Raw genomic sequence first — 15,300 nt, 5'->3', positions numbered from 1 at the left:
TGCGTCCCAGAGACAGGCGACAGGTCGGCCACCTCTCTCTGAGACCCACCACTACGCTTGTGGGATGAACCGACCGGCCCAGAACGCCCCGGGGCCCAACCCGTCCACGCTGCAGGCCCGGGTCATCGTCGACGAGATGATCCGCGGCGGTGTCCGCGAGGCCGTCCTGTGCCCGGGATCGCGCAATGCGCCGCTCGCCTTCGCTCTGCACGCCGCCGATGCCACCGGACGTCTCCGTCTGCATGTGCGGATCGACGAGCGGTCGGCGGGGTATCTGGCGCTCGGGCTCGCGGTGTCGTCGGGGCAGCCCGTGCCCATCGTGATGACCAGCGGCACCGCCGTCGCGAACATGGGACCGGCCGTCTTCGAGGCGAACTACGCGCGGGTGCCGCTCGTCGTCGTCAGTGCCAACCGTCCCTATGAGCTCCTCGGCTCCGGCGCCAATCAGACCGTCGAACAGTTCGGCATCTTCGGGACCCAGGTGCGCGCGGCGATCAGTCTCGGTCTCGCCGAACAGGATCTCGACACCAACAGTCAGTGGCGGTCGGCGGTCGGCCGCGTGCTGGCCGCCGCGCGTGGCGCCCGTACCGGCAACGCCGGCCCGGTGCAGTTCGACATCCCGCTGCGCGAACCGCTGGTCCCCGACCCGGACGAGCTCGTCGGCGCCGACCCGACGAGCGACCTCGGCGCCTTCTCCGGCCGGCCCGGGGGACTGCCCTGGACGCAGGCGCCCGTCGGCCGACTCGATGTCCCGCTGCCCATCGACCTGTCCCTGGACACCGTGGTCGTGTCGGGGCACGGATCGGGCGTCCATCCGGGTCTGGCGGGGGTCCCGACGGTCGCCGAGCCGACGGCTCCGCGTGCGACGACGCCGCTGCATCCGCTTGCCCTCGGCTCGGTGCGGCCCCAGCAGGCGATCATCTGCGGCCGGCCGACGCTGCATCGCGGGGTGTCCCGCCTGCTCGCCGACCCCGAGGTCCGGGTCTACGCACTGACCACCGGGCCGCGCTGGCCGGACGTCTCCGGCAACGTCTACGCGACCGGGACGCGCATCGAGGTCGTCGGCGAACCGCGTGAGGACTGGCTCAAGGAGTGCGCGGCGGTCCAGGAACGCGTGGCGTTCGCCGTGACCGCCGAACTCGACGAACCGGGGCCGGCGACCGGACTCCACGTCGCACGTGCGGTCGGCGACGCCATGGCCGCGGGTGACCAACTCGTCGTCGGGGCCAGCAACCCGATCCGCGACATCGCCCTGGCCGGTCGGATCGCCGACGGCGTGCGGGTCCTGTCCAACCGCGGCGTCGCGGGTATCGACGGCACCAACTCGACGGCGATCGGTGCCGCGATGGCGCTCGACCGGGACCGGGCCGGCGCGCGGACCATCGCGCTGATGGGTGACCTGACGTTCGTGCACGACGCGACCGGTCTGGTCGTCGGACCCGGGGAGCCGCGCCCGTCGTCGCTGCGGATCGTGGTCGCCAACGACGACGGCGGCGGCATCTTCGGCCTGCTGGAACAGGGCGATCCGCGGTACAACACCGGGGTCTACGCGGGAGCATACGAACGGGTCTTCGGCACACCTCACCGCACCGACATCGCGTCGATGTGCGCGGGTTTCCACATCCCGCATCGGCGGGTCACCGTCGGCGAACTGGGTACGGTGCTGGCGCAGGACCCGGTGTCGGGCGGTATCGAGGTCGTCGAGGTCGCCACCGACCGGGAGCGGCTGCGAGCCGTGCACGCGGCGATCGCGGCACGTCTGCGGTGACGCGGCGGCGGTGACACGGCAGCGGTGGTCGGGGCCCGAACCGCCCGATCGATGCCCGCTAGGCTGAACGGCATGAATCCGGTGATCCAGCGACGCGTGCAGCTCGGTCTGCTCGTCGTCGGCGTCACGGTCACCTTCATGGCGCTGACCCTGATCGCCGGGTGCTTCAAGAACGACTCGACGATCGAGGCGAGCAAGGCGACCGTGATGGCCGAGGTCGTCTCGGTGGACAGCCTGCATGCCGCGGTGAACTTTCAGACGCCCGACGGATCGTTCCACAGCCCGCGCTTCGGGTTGCTGTATCCGACGGAGTTGAGCGAGGGGCAGCGCATCAGCGTGGACTACGCGGTCTACAACCCCGATCTCGCACGCCCGACCGGTCGCACCGCGGTGCTGTCGATCATCCCGGCCCTGTCCGTGGTGGTCGGGGCGTGGCTGGTCGTCGGCCTGCTGATGGTCGGGGTCGCGGAGTTCAGCCGGCGCTGGGCCAGACGCGACGCGACGGACGAGCCGGATGCCGTTGCGGCCGAAGGAGACACGGCCGAGCGCGACGAGACGGTCAGCCCGGGATCACCCTGAGGGTTTCGCCGGTGACGACGATCGCCTCGTCGTCACGCAGGAACTGCAGCCGGTGGCCGGCACCGAATCGTCTCCGCGTCGCCTCGACCGGGCCGCGACCCCCGACCGTGCCCTCCGCGTGCGGGATCACCGTGACCCCGACGAGCCCGAGACCTTCGGTCGACGTCAGGGGAGCTGTTTCGGCGGGATCGTCGAGAAGTGCCAGCGGCGCGATGTCAGGGCCCACCACCGCGGCGCCGGCACTGACCCCGATGTAGGGCAGGCCGGCTCGTACCGCGTCGACGAGCACACGGTCGGCGCCGGCCGTCCGCAGCGCGCCGAGCAGGTGGAAGGTGTTGCCGCCGGCGACGAAGACGGCATCGACCTCCCCGAGTCGCCGGGCGAAGGCAGTCGTGCCGGATGTTTCCGGGTCGAGCTCGGTCACCTCGTATCCCTGCTGACTTAGCGTGTCCCGCTCGAGGTCGAGCCACGCGTGATCGGGATAGATCGACGACGCGGTGGGCAGGTAGCCGATGCGGCAGCCCGGCCCGGTGAGCGGCGTGAGGAACCCCGGCACGGGGGTGAGCCAGCGGCTCAGCAGCAGCAGGTGGGTGTCGGCCACCTCTCCACTGTGCCCTGATGCGCGGGCAAGGAGGTGTTCACCCCGAATTGGGCGGGCCGACACGTCCTGGAGTGCGGGCCGGTCACGTCCACGGTCGACCATCGTGCTCATGCGCGTCGCGATCGTCGCCGAGAGCTTCCTGCCCCAGATGAACGGGGTGGTCAACTCCGTCCTCCGGGTTGTCGACCATCTCGAGTCCACCGGGTACACCGCCGTCGTCATCGCACCCGACACCCCGCGCGGCGAGCCGGGCGGGCCGCGGCTGGTCGGCCGCCGGACCCCGGTGCACCTGCTGCCGGCCGTGCAGGTGCCGCGGGTGACCTCGCTTCCGGTGGGAGTGCCGTCGCCGCTGCTGTACCGCACCCTGCGCGACTTCGAACCGGACGTGGTGCACCTGGCGTCGCCGTTCGTGGTGGGTGCCGCCGGCGCGCTCGCCGCCCGAGCGCTCGGCGTGCCCGTGGTGGCCGTGTTCCAGACCGATGTCGCCGGATTCGCCGCGTCCTACCGGCTGGGTGCGGTGGAGAAGCTCGCGTGGCGATACACGCGCCGGTTGCACGAGATGTGCGACCTCACCCTCGCGCCGTCGACGGCGACGTTGGAGGTACTCGCCGCACACGGCGTGCCGCGGCTCGCGCGGTGGGGCCGCGGGGTGGATGTGGGGCTCTTCTCGCCGGACAAGCGCGACGCGTCGCTGCGCGTCGAGTGGCTGGGGTCGAGAGCACACGACGACGCCCTGATCGTCGGGTTCGTGGGACGGCTCGCTCCGGAGAAGCACGTGGAGCGGCTCGCCGGGCTGTCCGGGAACCCGCGAGTCCAGCTGGTGATCGTCGGCGACGGTCCCGAGCGGGACCGGCTCGAACGTGTCATGCCCGATGCGGTGTTCACCGGTGAACTGCGCGGTGAGGCCCTGGCGCGCGCGTATGCCGGCTTCGACGTGTTCGTGCACGCGGGCGAACACGAGACGTTCTGCCAGGCCATCCAGGAGGCGATGGCCAGCGGGCTGCCGGTGATCGGTCCCGACGCGGGCGGCCCGCGCGACCTGGTCTCGGCCTTCCGGACCGGATACCTGCTGGAGGTCGCGAGCTTCGCCGACACGCTCCCCTCGATCGTCGAGTCACTGCACGACGAGTCGGTGCGAGCGGCCTTCGGCCGCGCGGCGGTGCAGGCCGTGCGCGCCCGCACGTGGCCGTCGGTGTGCGCGGAGCTGGTGAACCACTACGCCGCCGTGACCGGTGGTGGGGTCGTGACCGAGGTGGGGCGGCCGGCCTGAGGTGCGGGGGCCGCTCCTTCGGCGACGAACCTCACGGCAGTCCGACCCGCGCCGCCCGGTAGCGTGATCGGCATGTCATCGACGGGCGCGACACCACCGGAACGAGCGAGTCTGGGCCGGGCGAGCCTGGCGAAGGACCCGGCCGAGGTCGCGGCGATGTTCGACGGCGTCGCTCGGCGCTACGACCTCACCAACACGGTCCTGTCATTCGGTCGGGATCGTGGCTGGCGCAAGAAGACCCGTCGGGCACTCGACCTGCACCCGGGCGACGTCGTCCTGGACCTCGCGGCCGGTACCGCGGTGTCGACCGTCGAGCTGGCGTCGTCGGGTGCGCACTGCATCGCCGCCGACTTCTCGCTCGGCATGCTCAAGGCCGGGGCGCACCGGGCCGTGCCGAAGGTCGCCGCTGACGCCCTGTCGCTCCCGTTCGCCGACGATTCCTTCGACGCCGCGACCATCTCGTTCGGCCTGCGCAACGTCAACGACGTGCCGACCGCACTCGCCGAACTCCGACGAGTGCTGAAACCCGGTGGGCGGCTGGTGATCTGCGAATTCTCGACGCCGACGCTGAAGCCGTTCCGGACGGTGTACATGGAGTACCTGATGAAGGCGCTACCCGCGGTCGCGACGAAGGTGTCGAGCAGCCCGGCCGCGTATGTCTATCTCGCCGAGTCGATCCGGGCCTGGCCGGATCAGTTCGCCCTCGGCGACCTGATCCGCGACGCCGGGTTCTCCGGGGTGCGGTGGGAGAACATGACCGGTGGTATCGCCGCGATCCACTCGGCGCGGGCCTAGGAGTTCGCGGCCCGCGGTGTCCCGACGCCGGGAACGGTGTCGTGCGACACCGGGCACCCCGGCGCGAAGGTGCCGAGGTCGTCGATGCGGAAACCCTTGGGGTAGCTGCGAACCTGCTTCGTCTGCCGTCCGAAGAGCGGTTCTGTCCGCGGCGGTGCGAAGAACCGGATGGCGAGTCCACGAGCCTTGAGTCCGCCGCGGACCAGCACCCGCTCGACCGCGGTCGGTTTCGGATAGCCGAATGCGTCGAGGAGCCGATCGTCCATGAGCGCGAACGACATCCGGCGCACCACCGCACGCGGCAGCAGCTTGTACGGCATGAACGTGCCCAGCAGATCCAGGGTGGCGTCGGCGACGGCGAGCGAGTCGGGACTGAAGGCGAAATGGGCGGTCTCGTACTCGTCGTAGAACTTCTTGAAATCGTCGTAGGTCTCGGGGATGTCCTCGATGCCCATCACCTGGCCGAGCCGGCGGTAGTAGTTGGTGAGACCGAGGATCTCGTGGTTGGTCAGTGAGCGCCATTCGTAGGCGTTCACCCACTCCACCGGGCAGACGACGAAGGTGGCGAGCACGTAGCGGAAGTCGTCGTTCGGGATGTCGTACATGCCGTGCATCTGGTTGATGCGGCGGATGCCCGCCCGCCCGGCCGGGCTGTCGACCCCGTGCTCGATCGGGGCGTCGAGCAGCAGCACCGTGTCGTCGTAGCGCTTCTGCGTCGACTCCGTGAACTGACCGGTCTTGTAGAGGAGGTCGCCGATCGACGGCACCGCGTACGTCCGGAACAGGGCGAAGCTCAAGGCCTGCGTGATGCCCCACGGGAACTCTCGCGTGGCGAGGGCGCGCGCGACGGCGGTGGGGTCTCCGACCGCATCCATGTGGTCGATCTCGCCGCGCAGGTGATAGCGCTGTGCCAGCCGGTTCTGGAGGGCGTGCTTGGCTCGGGTGGCGAGAGTGGATGCGGCGGACATCGTGCATCTCCTGGGTCGACGGGTGGCCTGATTGTGTCACAGGTGTGGCGGCGACCACACCGGTTGGAACACTACAGCCCTGCCGTCTCAATGCGCCAGACGACGGTGTCGACGGCCGGACCTCAGGAGAACGGCGGACGCGGGTCGATCTGCCGGGAGACGCGTCCGGCGGTGCGCCAGGCACGGGCGACGAGGTCGGCGTCCTCGGCGGTGATCAGGTTGCCCATCACCCGCACGACCATGGACATCAGGTGCGGGGACCGGATGCCGGGACGTCCCAGCGTGGGGACGGTCTTCGGCATGGTGAGCAGGCCGGCGAGGCGGCGGGCGGCGGAGAACGCGAGCCCGTAGTGCTCCACCAGGACATCACGCCACCGGTCCGTGTAGTCGTCGGTGCCGAGGAGTTCGACGGCGAGCCTCGCGGTCTCCAGGGCGTAGTCGATGCCCTCGCCGTTGAGCGGATTGACGCATGCCGCGGCGTCGCCGATCAGCATCCAGTTCCGGCCGGCGACGCCGGACACCGCACCGCCCATCGGCAGCAGGGCCGAGGTGATGCGGACGGGCGGGCCGTCGAGTGCCCACTCATCGTGCACCATCGCGGCATAGTGCTCGAGGATCGGCCGAAGCGCCATGTGCGCCGGCCGTTTCGACGTGGCGAGCGCGCCGACGCCGACGTTGACCTGGCCGCCGCCCGCCGCGCCGAGGGGGAAGACCCAGCCGTACCCCGGCAGCAGTCCGCCGTCGGGTCCGCGGAGCTCGAGGTGGGACCCCATCCAGTGCGCATCGGCGCGCGCGGAGGGTGCGTATGCGCGTGCGGCCACACCGTAGGCGGTGTCTCGATGCCATTGCCGCCCAAGCATTTTGCCGACTCCCGACCGGACCCCGTCGGCGACGACGAGGTCGGTCACCCGCATCGTGTGCGAGCCCGTGGGGGTCGCGAAGGTCACCGCACCCACCCGGTCGCCATCCATTTCGACGTCAACAGCCTTGACGCCCTGCATCATTCGTGCTCCGGCCGACACCGCGTGGGCGCGGATGGCCTCGTCGAACTCGGTTCGTGCCACCGCGCTCCCGTACGACGGGAAACGGCCGGACGGCCACCGGACCTGTTGGCGGGCACCCCAACCGTTGAGCAGGAGTCCGTCGATGCGCGGACGGTCGGCGAGCAGCGCGCCCAACCCGAGCGCGTCGAGTTCGGCGACGGCGCGCGGCGTGAGTCCGTCACCACACGTCTTGTCGCGCGGGAACACCGCGGCGTCGGCGAGGACCACGTCCCGGCCGGCGGCGACGGCATGGGCGGCCGCCGCGGATCCACCCGGTCCGGCGCCGACGACGAGGACGTCGGCGGAATCGGGGAAAAGAGGGGTCGTGTCCGTGCTCACCCGACCAGTATGTCCGGACCCCCGACGGGTTAGGCTCAGCAGCAGGTGGGGTTGACGCGGCGATCGCGTGTCGCACCGACGAGAATTGCCGGATCAGACGAGATGGGGCCGCGTTTCCGTGAAGTCCACATTCGCCGGGGTTGACCTGGTGTCGGATGAGTTCGCCGATACGGTGCGCTCCTCGCTACAGCGGGTCGAGGATCTACTCCTCGCCGAGCTCTCGTCGGGCGACGAGGTCATGACGGAGGCGGCGACCCACCTCGCGAAGGCCGGCGGAAAGCGATTCCGGCCGATGTTCGCGATCCTGGCCGCCCAGTTCGGTCCGCGCCCGGACTCCGACGACGTCATCACCTCGGCGACGGTGGTGGAGATGATCCACCTCGCCACCCTCTACCACGACGACGTCATGGACGAGGCCGCCATGCGGCGCGGTGCGGCGAGCGCCAACGCTCGATGGACGAACAGCGTGGCCATCCTCTCCGGTGACTTCCTGTTCGCGCGCGCCTCGCGACTCGTCTCGACGCTGGGTCCCGAAGCGGTACGCATCATCGCCGAGACCTTCGCCGAACTCGTCACCGGTCAGATGCGGGAGACGGTCGGCGTCAAGCCCGGCGCCGACCCCGTCGAGCACTATCTGCGGGTCGTCTGGGAGAAGACCGGGTCGCTGATCGCCGCCGCCGCCCGTTTCGGGGCCATGGCCTCGGGGGCGACCGCCGACGACATCGAGCGGCTCTCGCGCATCGGCGACATCGTCGGCGTCGCCTTCCAGGTGTCCGACGACATCATCGACATCAGCTCGGTGTCGGTGGAGTCGGGCAAGACGCCGGGAACCGACCTCCGCGAAGGCGTGCACACGCTGCCGGTGCTCTACGCCGTCGCCGGGGACGACGCGACGTCGGCCCGGTTACGCGAGCTCCTCGTCGCCGCCGACGGCACGGCCAGGCCGCTCACCGACGACGCCGAGGTCGCCGAGGCGATCGAGATGCTCGGCTCGTCGGCGGGTATGACCGCTGCCCGGGCCAAGTTGCAGGAGTTCGCCGACGAGGCGCACGGGATGCTGGCCGAGCTTCCCGAGTCGCCGGCCCACCGGGCCCTGGCGTCGCTCGTGGATTACACGATCGAACGCGTCGGCTGAGGGGGTTTCGACTCCGCTCAACCGGCAGGGGACTCCGCTCAACCGGCAGGGGACTCCGCTCAACCGGCGGAGCGGTCGTCGCGGGCCATCTCCTGCAGCCTGCGGATGCGTTCCGCGGTCGGCGGGTGGGTGGCGAACATCCGGGCCATCCGATCGGTGGCGCGGAACGGGCTCTCGATCATCAGATGTGACTGAGCCGCGATGTCGGGTTGCGGCGGCAGCGGCGCGGCCTGCACGCCGCCGGAGATCTTCGCGAGCGCCGAGGCGAGCGCGAGCGGGTCCCCGGTGAGTTCTGCGCCGGACTGGTCGGCCTGGAACTCGCGCGACCGGGAGACCGCCAGCTTCACCAGGGTCGCCGCGATCGGTCCCAGCACGGCGATCAGCAGCATCGCCAGCGGGTTGGGCGCGTTGTCGCGGCCGCCGAAGGCGCCCATGAACATCGCGAAGTTGGCGAGGCCGCTGATGACCGCCGCCATCGCACCGGCGATCGAGCTGATGAGGATGTCGCGGTTGTACACGTGCGACAGCTCGTGGCCCAGCACGGCCCGCAGCTCACGCTCGTCGAGCAGGTGCAGGATGCCGGTCGTGCAGCACACCGCGGCGTTCTTGGGGTTGCGGCCCGTGGCGAACGCGTTGGGTGACTCGGTGGGGGAGATGTAGAGCGCGGGCATCGGCTGGTGCGCCGTCGTCGCCAGTTCACGTACGATCCGGTACATGACCGGCGCCTGCAGTTCGGTCACCGGCTGCGCGTGCATCGCCTTCAGCGACATCTTCGCGCTGTTGAAGTAGACGTAGGCGTTCATGCCGACGGCGACGACCACCGATCCCCACAGGATCAGCGGGCTCTGGAACAGCGCGCCGATGCCGACGATGATCGCCGACATCAGGCCCAGCAGAGCCGCCGTCTTCAATCCGTTGAGATGCATCGGGTCCTCGTCTGTCCGGCGCCGCGGGTCTCGGTGTCCTCGGGCCGGTCCAGGCGAACCCGGACGGCCGAGGAGTGCTGGCGCCTTCATCCGGTCAAACGACGCAGAACCCGAATCGGTTTCCGCATGCCGATGTCGGTGCGGGCGCGGTGGCGGCGGTCAGCGGTAGTTGACGAACTGCAGGGCGATACCGAAGTCCTCGCCCTTGAGCAGCGCGATGACGGCCTGCAGGTCGTCGCGCTTCTTGCTCGACACGCGCAGCTCGTCGCCCTGGATCTGTGCCTTGACGCCCTTGGGTCCCTCGTCGCGGATCTTCTTGGAGATCTTCTTGGCGTGCTCGGAGTCGATGCCCTGCACCAGGGTGCCGGTGATCTTGAAGGTCTTGCCGGAGCCGACGACCTCGCCGGCGTCGAACGCCTTCAGGGAGATGTCGCGACGGATCAGCTTCTCCTTGAACACCTCGAGGCCTGCCTGAGCGCGCTCCTCGGCGTCGGAGGTGATCACGATGTTCTCCTCGCCGGACCACTCGATGCCGGTGTTGGTGCCCCGGAAGTCGTACCGCTGGGACAACTCCTTGGCAGCCTGGTTGAGGGCGTTGTCGACCTCCTGGCGGTCGATCTTGCTCACCACGTCGAACGATGAATCAGCCATGTCCGACAGGGTATGTCATGGCGATCGGAGTGGAGTTGACCAGCCGGTTTGCGCGCGGACGTGGTGTTCGTTGTATTCTTCACGGCGTTGTTCGAACGGCTGTCGCGACGGCCTGGGAGAGCGGCACGGCAGGTTGCCCGAGCGGCCAAAGGGAGCGGATTGTAAATCCGTCGCGCAAGCTACATAGGTTCGAATCCTATACCTGCCACAGCGTGGTTCATCTTCGCGAAACTGCACTACAGACGGTCTCCGACCAGCGATTTGTCTAGCGCAGACGCGAGTGTGTAACCTCGTTAAGGCTCTCGGGCGCAATTGCCCGGGGCACGCCCCCTTAGCTCAGTCGGCAGAGCGTTTCCATGGTAAGGAAAAGGTCGACGGTTCGATTCCGTCAGGGGGCTCGCTGGACGAGAAGTCCGCGGGGCGGTGTAGCTCAGCTGGTTAGAGCGCACGACTCATAATCGTGAGGTCGAGGGATCGAGTCCCTCCACCGCTACACATCGGGTCCGACCGGAACCGAGCGCAAGGGTCGCAAGCCCTGAGGGAACTTCCGAACCCGACCACGTACCACCCGAAAGAAGGCAATCAAGTGGCCTCCTCAACAGATGTTCGCCCCAAGATCACCTTGGCCTGCGAGGTGTGCAAGCACCGTAACTACATCACCAAGAAGAACCGCCGCAACGATCCCGATCGCCTCGAGATCAAGAAGTTCTGCCCGAACTGCGGCAAGCATCAGGCGCACAAGGAATCGCGCTGACGCTGTCGTCGGCCTTTTCGAAGTACATCCAGCAGCGGGTCGCCTCTCGGAGAGGCGGCCCGTCTTGCTGTGTCGGGCCCGAAGGGAGTAGTGCTCAATGTCACAGGTGAACGAAGCCGAGATCCAGGATCGTGCGGACGAGGCGTCGAACGGTGGTGCGAAGCCGACCCCCGAGGAGATCGCCGCCCACACCCAGAGCCTCGTCGGCTTCCACTACACCGTCGACGACTACTACGAGATCGGCCGCGAGGAGATCCGTAAGCACGCGATGGCCGTGCAGGATGCGCACCCGACCCACTGGAGCGAGGAGGGCGCACGGGCCTTCGGTCACGACCGCCTGATCGCCGCGCCCACCTATGTGTCCGTGCTGGGGATCATCGCCCAGCGCAAGCTCTTCTCCGACGTCATCACCGGCTACGACATGTGGCAGATCATGCAGACCGATCAGCGGCTGATCTACCACCAGCCGATGAAGGTCGGTGACCGCCTGATCTGCGACGTCTCCCTCGAGTCGTTCCGTCACGTCAGCAGTCCCGAGATGATCGACCTGATGGTCACCAAGAACGTCATCTGGAACCAGCACGACGAGCCGGTCATGACGACCTGGACGTCGCTGGCCGCGCGCCCCGGCATGGACGTCGACCCCGAGCTGGAGGCGTCCCTCGACCACGTGATGATCAAGGTCGGCGCCATCGGTGAATCCGGGCACACCGTGGAGCCGAAGGCAGGTCGTTACGACCTCCCCGATCCGACGCAGTCGCCCGGCGCCTTCGGTGCCATCGATTTCGACACCCTCGCGGTCGGGCAGGAACTGTCCCCGAAGCGCTATTTGCTGACGCGCGGGAACCTCGCGAACTATGCGGGCGTCGCCGGCGACCCCAACCCGATCCACTTCTCCGACCATGTCGTGAGCGCGGCCGGGATGGACGACGTGGTCGCCCACGGCATGCAGACCATGGGGCTCGGCGCGAGCTTCGTCTCGGAGTTCATCGGTGACCCGGCGGCCTTCTGCGAGTACAACGTGCGCTTCACCAGCCCGGTCTACGTGCCCGCCGACGACAGTGCGGCCGTCGACTTCACGGGCAAGGTCAAGTCGCTCGACCCCGCGACCCGCCGCGGAACCATCGCGATCACCGCCAAGCAGGGCGACCGCCGCATCTTCGGACGCGCGCAGGCGGTCATCCAGTTCAACTGACTGGTCACGGGGCATGCCGACGGCAGGCCGAGGGACCGACGTGTACGGTCGTCGAGGGGTTGGAGACGAGCCCGTTTTGGGTCCACCGCCCCGGTGATCTACACTGAAGTGTCTGATTGATTCAGGCTTGCGCGCTACCCATAGGGTGGCGCGTTGGTTTTGTCGGCGACGAATCGCCGGCAGGTCGTGAGGCCGGGTCGATGAGACGGCAACGCCGACCACTCCGGTGGAGGGCGTCGCAAAGGGGCGTAGCTCAATTGGCAGAGCAGCGGTCTCCAAAACCGCAGGTTGCAGGTTCAAGTCCTGTCGCCCCTGCCCTGGTGAAGGGCACACGCTGACGAGAGGACCGCGAAGTTGAGCAAGCGAGACCGGGCCGCCCGCGCCAAAGACGCCGCAGAAGGTTCTGCGGCCGATTCGGCTGCGGCTGAGCTCGACGGTCGCGACGAGGCCACCGACGCGGGAACGGGCGACGAGACGTCGACCGGCACCGCCAAGGAGCTGCGTCCGTCCGGTAAACGCTCTGCTCGCGGGCGTCGCTCGTCGGCGGGTGCAAACGACGGTGACACCGACTCCGGTTCGGGGTCCGTTGCCGTCAAGGAACGCAAGACGAAGAAGAAGGCGTCTGCGGGGGAGAGCCGGAATCCGTTCGTTCGGATCTGGCTGTTCCTGACGCAGGTCGTCGCCGAGCTGAAGAAGGTCATCTGGCCTACGCGGCGCGAGATGATCACGTACACGATCGTCGTGCTCGTGTTCGTCATCGTGATGACCGCGTTCATCTCCGGCCTCGACCTCGCCTTCGCCAAGGGCGTTCTCTGGTTGTTCGGCTGACCCACGCGGTGGGCTCGGCCGGCGACGAGGAGTACGACCGCCAGATGAACCATAAGGAGCGTGGGCTGCAGTGAGCACCCCGGAGAACGAACTCGCCTCGACCGATTCCGTCGACGTGGCTGACGCCGAAGTCGACGCGGCCGTGGCCGACGCGGTGGACACCGAGGGTGACGCGATTGCCGACGACACGGTCGTCGAGGGTGACGAGGCCGCGGCCGAGGACACGGTCTCCGAGGACGCCCCCGAGGCAGGTGAGGCCGAGGCGGATGACGCCGAGGCCCCTGGCGAGGAAGCCCCGGCCGAAGAAGCCGAGGTCGATCCGGTCGAGGAACTGCGCAAGCAGCTCCGGCGGGCGCCCGGCGACTGGTACGTGATCCACAGCTACGCCGGTTACGAGAACAAGGTGAAGGCCAACCTCGAGACCCGCGTGCAGAATCTCGATGTCGGTGACTACATCTTCCAGGTCGAGGTGCCGACCGAAGAGGTCACCGAGATCAAGAACGGCCAGCCCAAGAAGGTCAACCGCAAGGTGCTGCCGGGTTACATCCTGGTTCGCATGGAACTCAACGACGAGTCGTGGGGCGCCGTGCGCAACACGCCGGGTGTCACCGGCTTCGTCGGGATGACCAGCAAGCCGTCGCCGCTCTCGCTCAACGAGGTGCTGCAGTTCCTGATGCCGCGCACCGAGGCGAAGAAGCCGGCCTCCTCGCGGGGTTCTGCCGCCGAGGGTGTCGAGGCCGCAGCCGCCGCCGCGTCGAACGTCATCGAGGTCGACTTCGAGGTCGGCGAGTCGGTCACCGTCATGGACGGCCCGTTCGCCACGCTTCCCGCGTCGATCAGCGAGGTCAACGCCGAGCAGCGCAAGGTCAAGGTGCTCGTGTCGATCTTCGGTCGTGAGACGCCGGTCGAGCTCGGGTTCAATCAGGTCGAGAAGATCTGACCCTTCGAGGCTCGCTTCGCTCGCACCTCAGGGGGCGGAGGGGGAGAGCTTCGCTCGCACCTCAGGGAGCGGGAGAAGCAGACAAACACAGACTTTCACGTCTCCAGCGGGCGTGAATTCGCAAGGAAACAAGCAAGGAACAGAAGATGCCTCCCAAGAAGAAGAAGCTCGCCGGGATCATCAAGCTCCAGATCTCGGCAGGCCAGGCCAACCCGGCCCCGCCCGTGGGTCCGGCGCTCGGTCAGCACGGCGTGAACATCATGGAGTTCTGCAAGGCGTACAACGCGGCGACCGAGTCGCAGCGTGGCAACGTCATCCCGGTCGAGATCTTCGTGTACGAAGATCGCTCCTTCGACTTCAAGTTGAAGACCCCGCCGGCTGCGAAGCTCCTCCTCAAGGCCGCCGGGCTGCAGAAGGGCTCCGGCGAGCCCCACACCAACAAGGTCGGCAAGGTGAGCATGGACCAGGTCCGTGAGATCGCCAAGACCAAGGCCGAAGACCTCAATGCCAATGACATCGATCAGGCCGCGAAGATCATCGCCGGCACTGCTCGGTCCATGGGCATCACCGTCGAAGGCTGACACACCCAAGTCATCCCCGTGGGAGGGCCGGCTCGGCCCGCACCACACACCCCGCCGTTCGAGTGCGGAGAAGGAACAGAGCAATGAGCAAGAAGAGCAAGGCCTACGCGGCCGCGGCCGAGAAGGTCGACAAGACCAAGCTGTACAGCCCGCTGGAGGCTGTGGAGCTCGCCAAGGACACGTCGTCGAAGAACACCGACGCGACCGTCGAGGTCGCGATTCGCCTGGGCGTCGACCCCCGTAAGGCAGACCAGATGGTTCGAGGCACCGTCAATCTGCCGCACGGCACGGGTAAGACTGCCCGCGTGATCGTGTTCGCCGCCGGCGACAAGGCCGCCGAGGCCACCGCCGCCGGTGCCGACGAGGTCGGTGCCGAGGACCTGATCGAGCGCATCCAGGGCGGTTGGCTGGACTTCGACGCTGCGATCGCCACCCCGGATCAGATGGCCAAGGTCGGCCGCATCGCGCGTGTCCTCGGACCGCGCGGCCTGATGCCGAACCCGAAGACGGGCACCGTGACCACCGACGTCACCAAGGCCGTCAACGACATCAAGGGCGGCAAGATCAACTTCCGCGTCGACAAGGCAGCCAACCTGCACTTCGTCATCGGCAAGGCCTCGTTCGACCCGGCCAAGCTGGCCGAGAACTACGGCGCCGCCTACGACGAGATCATGCGCGCCAAGCCGTCGGCAGCCAAGGGCCGCTACATCAAGAAGGTCACCGTCTCGACCACCACGGGCCCGGGCATCCCGGTCGACCCGGCGGTCGCCCGCAACTTCGCGGAGGCACCGCAGGCCTGATCTCGCATCAGGCGCACTGACACCCACGAGGGGCCCGGCATTCCGATGCCGGGCCCCTCGTGTTGTGTCTGCGTGGTCCGCTCGCAGCGTTGGGTGGCACTCACGCGTGGTCGGCGAGTATGCGTGT

General features: G+C 68.4%; 16 protein-coding genes and 4 tRNA genes. 15 read left to right on the top strand and 5 right to left on the bottom strand.

What is annotated here, in order from left to right:
- Positions 1-64: 64 nt before the first annotated feature.
- Together menD and AMD30_RS07250 are read left to right on the top strand one after the other, a co-directional pair.
- Positions 65-1,768 (top strand): 2-succinyl-5-enolpyruvyl-6-hydroxy-3-cyclohexene-1-carboxylic-acid synthase, encoded by a 1,704-nt coding sequence (gene menD, locus AMD30_RS07255; protein ID WP_055475170.1) that lies wholly within the window; start codon positions 65-67, stop codon positions 1,766-1,768.
- A 72-nt stretch (positions 1,769-1,840) separates the two neighbouring features.
- Positions 1,841-2,347 carry a hypothetical protein gene (locus AMD30_RS07250; RefSeq protein ID WP_010841983.1) on the top strand — a complete coding sequence of 169 codons (507 nt, stop codon included), beginning with the start codon at positions 1,841-1,843 and terminating at the stop codon, positions 2,345-2,347.
- On the opposite strand, the gene AMD30_RS07245 is transcribed toward AMD30_RS07250, so the two are convergent.
- Entirely contained in the window at positions 2,328-2,948 is a 621-nt protein-coding gene (locus AMD30_RS07245) for a Type 1 glutamine amidotransferase-like domain-containing protein (protein WP_055475169.1), read from the bottom strand. The two genes, AMD30_RS07250 and AMD30_RS07245, sit on opposite strands and share 20 nt — an antisense overlap.
- A 109-nt stretch (positions 2,949-3,057) precedes the next feature.
- Here AMD30_RS07245 and AMD30_RS07240 point away from each other — a divergent pair, with 109 nt between their 5' ends.
- Both AMD30_RS07240 and AMD30_RS07235 read left to right on the top strand, forming a co-directional pair.
- Entirely contained in the window at positions 3,058-4,218 is a 1,161-nt protein-coding gene (locus tag AMD30_RS07240) for a glycosyltransferase family 4 protein (RefSeq protein ID WP_055475255.1), read from the top strand.
- Positions 4,219-4,290: 72 nt separating this feature from the next.
- Positions 4,291-5,013 (top strand): demethylmenaquinone methyltransferase, encoded by a 723-nt coding sequence (locus AMD30_RS07235; protein ID WP_035717152.1) that lies wholly within the window; start codon positions 4,291-4,293, stop codon positions 5,011-5,013.
- On the opposite strand, the gene AMD30_RS07230 is transcribed toward AMD30_RS07235, so the two are convergent.
- Positions 5,010-5,981, bottom strand: a complete 972-nt coding sequence (locus AMD30_RS07230; RefSeq protein WP_055475168.1) for an oxygenase MpaB family protein — start codon at positions 5,979-5,981, stop codon at positions 5,010-5,012. The two genes, AMD30_RS07235 and AMD30_RS07230, sit on opposite strands and share 4 nt — an antisense overlap.
- Before the next feature lie 122 nt (positions 5,982-6,103).
- Complete coding sequence (locus AMD30_RS07225) at positions 6,104-7,363, bottom strand: geranylgeranyl reductase family protein (protein WP_055475167.1); 1,260 nt, start codon at positions 7,361-7,363, stop codon at positions 6,104-6,106.
- A 118-nt stretch (positions 7,364-7,481) separates the two neighbouring features.
- Between AMD30_RS07225 and AMD30_RS07220 the strand changes: the two genes are divergently transcribed.
- Positions 7,482-8,498: a polyprenyl synthetase family protein gene (locus tag AMD30_RS07220; protein ID WP_010841977.1), complete on the top strand. Its 1,017-nt coding sequence runs from the start codon at positions 7,482-7,484 to the stop codon at positions 8,496-8,498.
- A gap of 59 nt (positions 8,499-8,557) precedes the next feature.
- Here AMD30_RS07220 and htpX read toward each other — a convergent pair whose 3' ends face one another.
- Both htpX and AMD30_RS07210 read right to left on the bottom strand, forming a co-directional pair.
- Positions 8,558-9,424 carry a zinc metalloprotease HtpX gene (htpX, locus tag AMD30_RS07215; protein WP_010841976.1) on the bottom strand — a complete coding sequence of 289 codons (867 nt, stop codon included), beginning with the start codon at positions 9,422-9,424 and terminating at the stop codon, positions 8,558-8,560.
- A 159-nt stretch (positions 9,425-9,583) separates the two neighbouring features.
- Positions 9,584-10,075 carry a YajQ family cyclic di-GMP-binding protein gene (locus AMD30_RS07210; protein WP_044505993.1) on the bottom strand — a complete coding sequence of 164 codons (492 nt, stop codon included), beginning with the start codon at positions 10,073-10,075 and terminating at the stop codon, positions 9,584-9,586.
- 127 nt (positions 10,076-10,202) lie between these two features.
- On the opposite strand from AMD30_RS07210, the gene AMD30_RS07205 reads away from it, so the two are divergent.
- The 10 genes from AMD30_RS07205 to rplA all read left to right on the top strand — a co-directional run bounded on the left by AMD30_RS07205 (position 10,203) and on the right by rplA (position 15,173).
- A tRNA-Tyr gene (locus tag AMD30_RS07205) sits at positions 10,203-10,283 on the top strand.
- A gap of 117 nt (positions 10,284-10,400) precedes the next feature.
- Positions 10,401-10,473 (top strand) — tRNA-Thr (locus tag AMD30_RS07200).
- A gap of 21 nt (positions 10,474-10,494) precedes the next feature.
- Positions 10,495-10,568: transfer RNA gene (locus AMD30_RS07195), tRNA-Met, on the top strand.
- Between the two features lie 93 nt (positions 10,569-10,661).
- A complete protein-coding gene (rpmG, locus tag AMD30_RS07190; RefSeq protein ID WP_003929651.1) occupies positions 10,662-10,829 on the top strand; it encodes a 50S ribosomal protein L33 in 168 nt (55 codons plus the stop codon).
- A 97-nt stretch (positions 10,830-10,926) separates the two neighbouring features.
- Complete coding sequence (locus tag AMD30_RS07185) at positions 10,927-12,024, top strand: fused (3R)-hydroxyacyl-ACP dehydratase subunits HadA/HadB (protein WP_055475166.1); 1,098 nt, start codon at positions 10,927-10,929, stop codon at positions 12,022-12,024.
- A 242-nt stretch (positions 12,025-12,266) separates the two neighbouring features.
- Positions 12,267-12,339, top strand: a tRNA-Trp gene (locus tag AMD30_RS07180).
- A 39-nt stretch (positions 12,340-12,378) separates the two neighbouring features.
- Positions 12,379-12,852 carry a preprotein translocase subunit SecE gene (gene secE, locus AMD30_RS07175; RefSeq protein WP_010841973.1) on the top strand — a complete coding sequence of 158 codons (474 nt, stop codon included), beginning with the start codon at positions 12,379-12,381 and terminating at the stop codon, positions 12,850-12,852.
- A 70-nt stretch (positions 12,853-12,922) separates the two neighbouring features.
- Positions 12,923-13,792, top strand: coding sequence for a transcription termination/antitermination protein NusG (gene nusG / locus AMD30_RS07170; RefSeq protein ID WP_010841972.1), 870 nt, complete (start codon positions 12,923-12,925; stop codon positions 13,790-13,792).
- Positions 13,793-13,938: 146 nt separating this feature from the next.
- Positions 13,939-14,373, top strand: a complete 435-nt coding sequence (gene rplK, locus AMD30_RS07165) for a 50S ribosomal protein L11 (protein WP_004021736.1) — start codon at positions 13,939-13,941, stop codon at positions 14,371-14,373.
- 83 nt (positions 14,374-14,456) lie between these two features.
- Entirely contained in the window at positions 14,457-15,173 is a 717-nt protein-coding gene (rplA, locus tag AMD30_RS07160; RefSeq protein WP_010841971.1) for a 50S ribosomal protein L1, read from the top strand.
- Positions 15,174-15,300: the final 127 nt, after the last annotated feature.

Origin of the sequence: Gordonia sp. HS-NH1 (genome assembly GCF_001418765.1) — a bacterium.
Lineage (GTDB): Bacteria > Actinomycetota > Actinomycetes > Mycobacteriales > Mycobacteriaceae > Gordonia.
Note: the sequence above shows the minus strand (reverse complement) of the source record. Positions and strands in the feature narration are given on the sequence as shown.

Excerpts from the sequence above, each read along its gene's own strand:
- menD (WP_055475170.1), top strand. The coding sequence starts at position 65 with ATGAACCGACCGGCCCAGAACGCCCCGGGGCCCAACCCGTCCACGCTG.
- AMD30_RS07250 (WP_010841983.1), top strand. The coding sequence starts at position 1,841 with ATGAATCCGGTGATCCAGCGACGCGTGCAGCTCGGTCTGCTCGTCGTC.
- AMD30_RS07240 (WP_055475255.1), top strand. The coding sequence starts at position 3,058 with ATGCGCGTCGCGATCGTCGCCGAGAGCTTCCTGCCCCAGATGAACGGG.
- AMD30_RS07235 (WP_035717152.1), top strand. The coding sequence starts at position 4,291 with ATGTCATCGACGGGCGCGACACCACCGGAACGAGCGAGTCTGGGCCGG.
- AMD30_RS07230 (WP_055475168.1), bottom strand. The coding sequence starts at position 5,981 with ATGTCCGCCGCATCCACTCTCGCCACCCGAGCCAAGCACGCCCTCCAG.
- htpX (WP_010841976.1), bottom strand. The coding sequence starts at position 9,424 with ATGCATCTCAACGGATTGAAGACGGCGGCTCTGCTGGGCCTGATGTCG.
- AMD30_RS07210 (WP_044505993.1), bottom strand. The coding sequence starts at position 10,075 with ATGGCTGATTCATCGTTCGACGTGGTGAGCAAGATCGACCGCCAGGAG.
- AMD30_RS07185 (WP_055475166.1), top strand. The coding sequence starts at position 10,927 with ATGTCACAGGTGAACGAAGCCGAGATCCAGGATCGTGCGGACGAGGCG.
- rplK (WP_004021736.1), top strand. The coding sequence starts at position 13,939 with ATGCCTCCCAAGAAGAAGAAGCTCGCCGGGATCATCAAGCTCCAGATC.
- rplA (WP_010841971.1), top strand. The coding sequence starts at position 14,457 with ATGAGCAAGAAGAGCAAGGCCTACGCGGCCGCGGCCGAGAAGGTCGAC.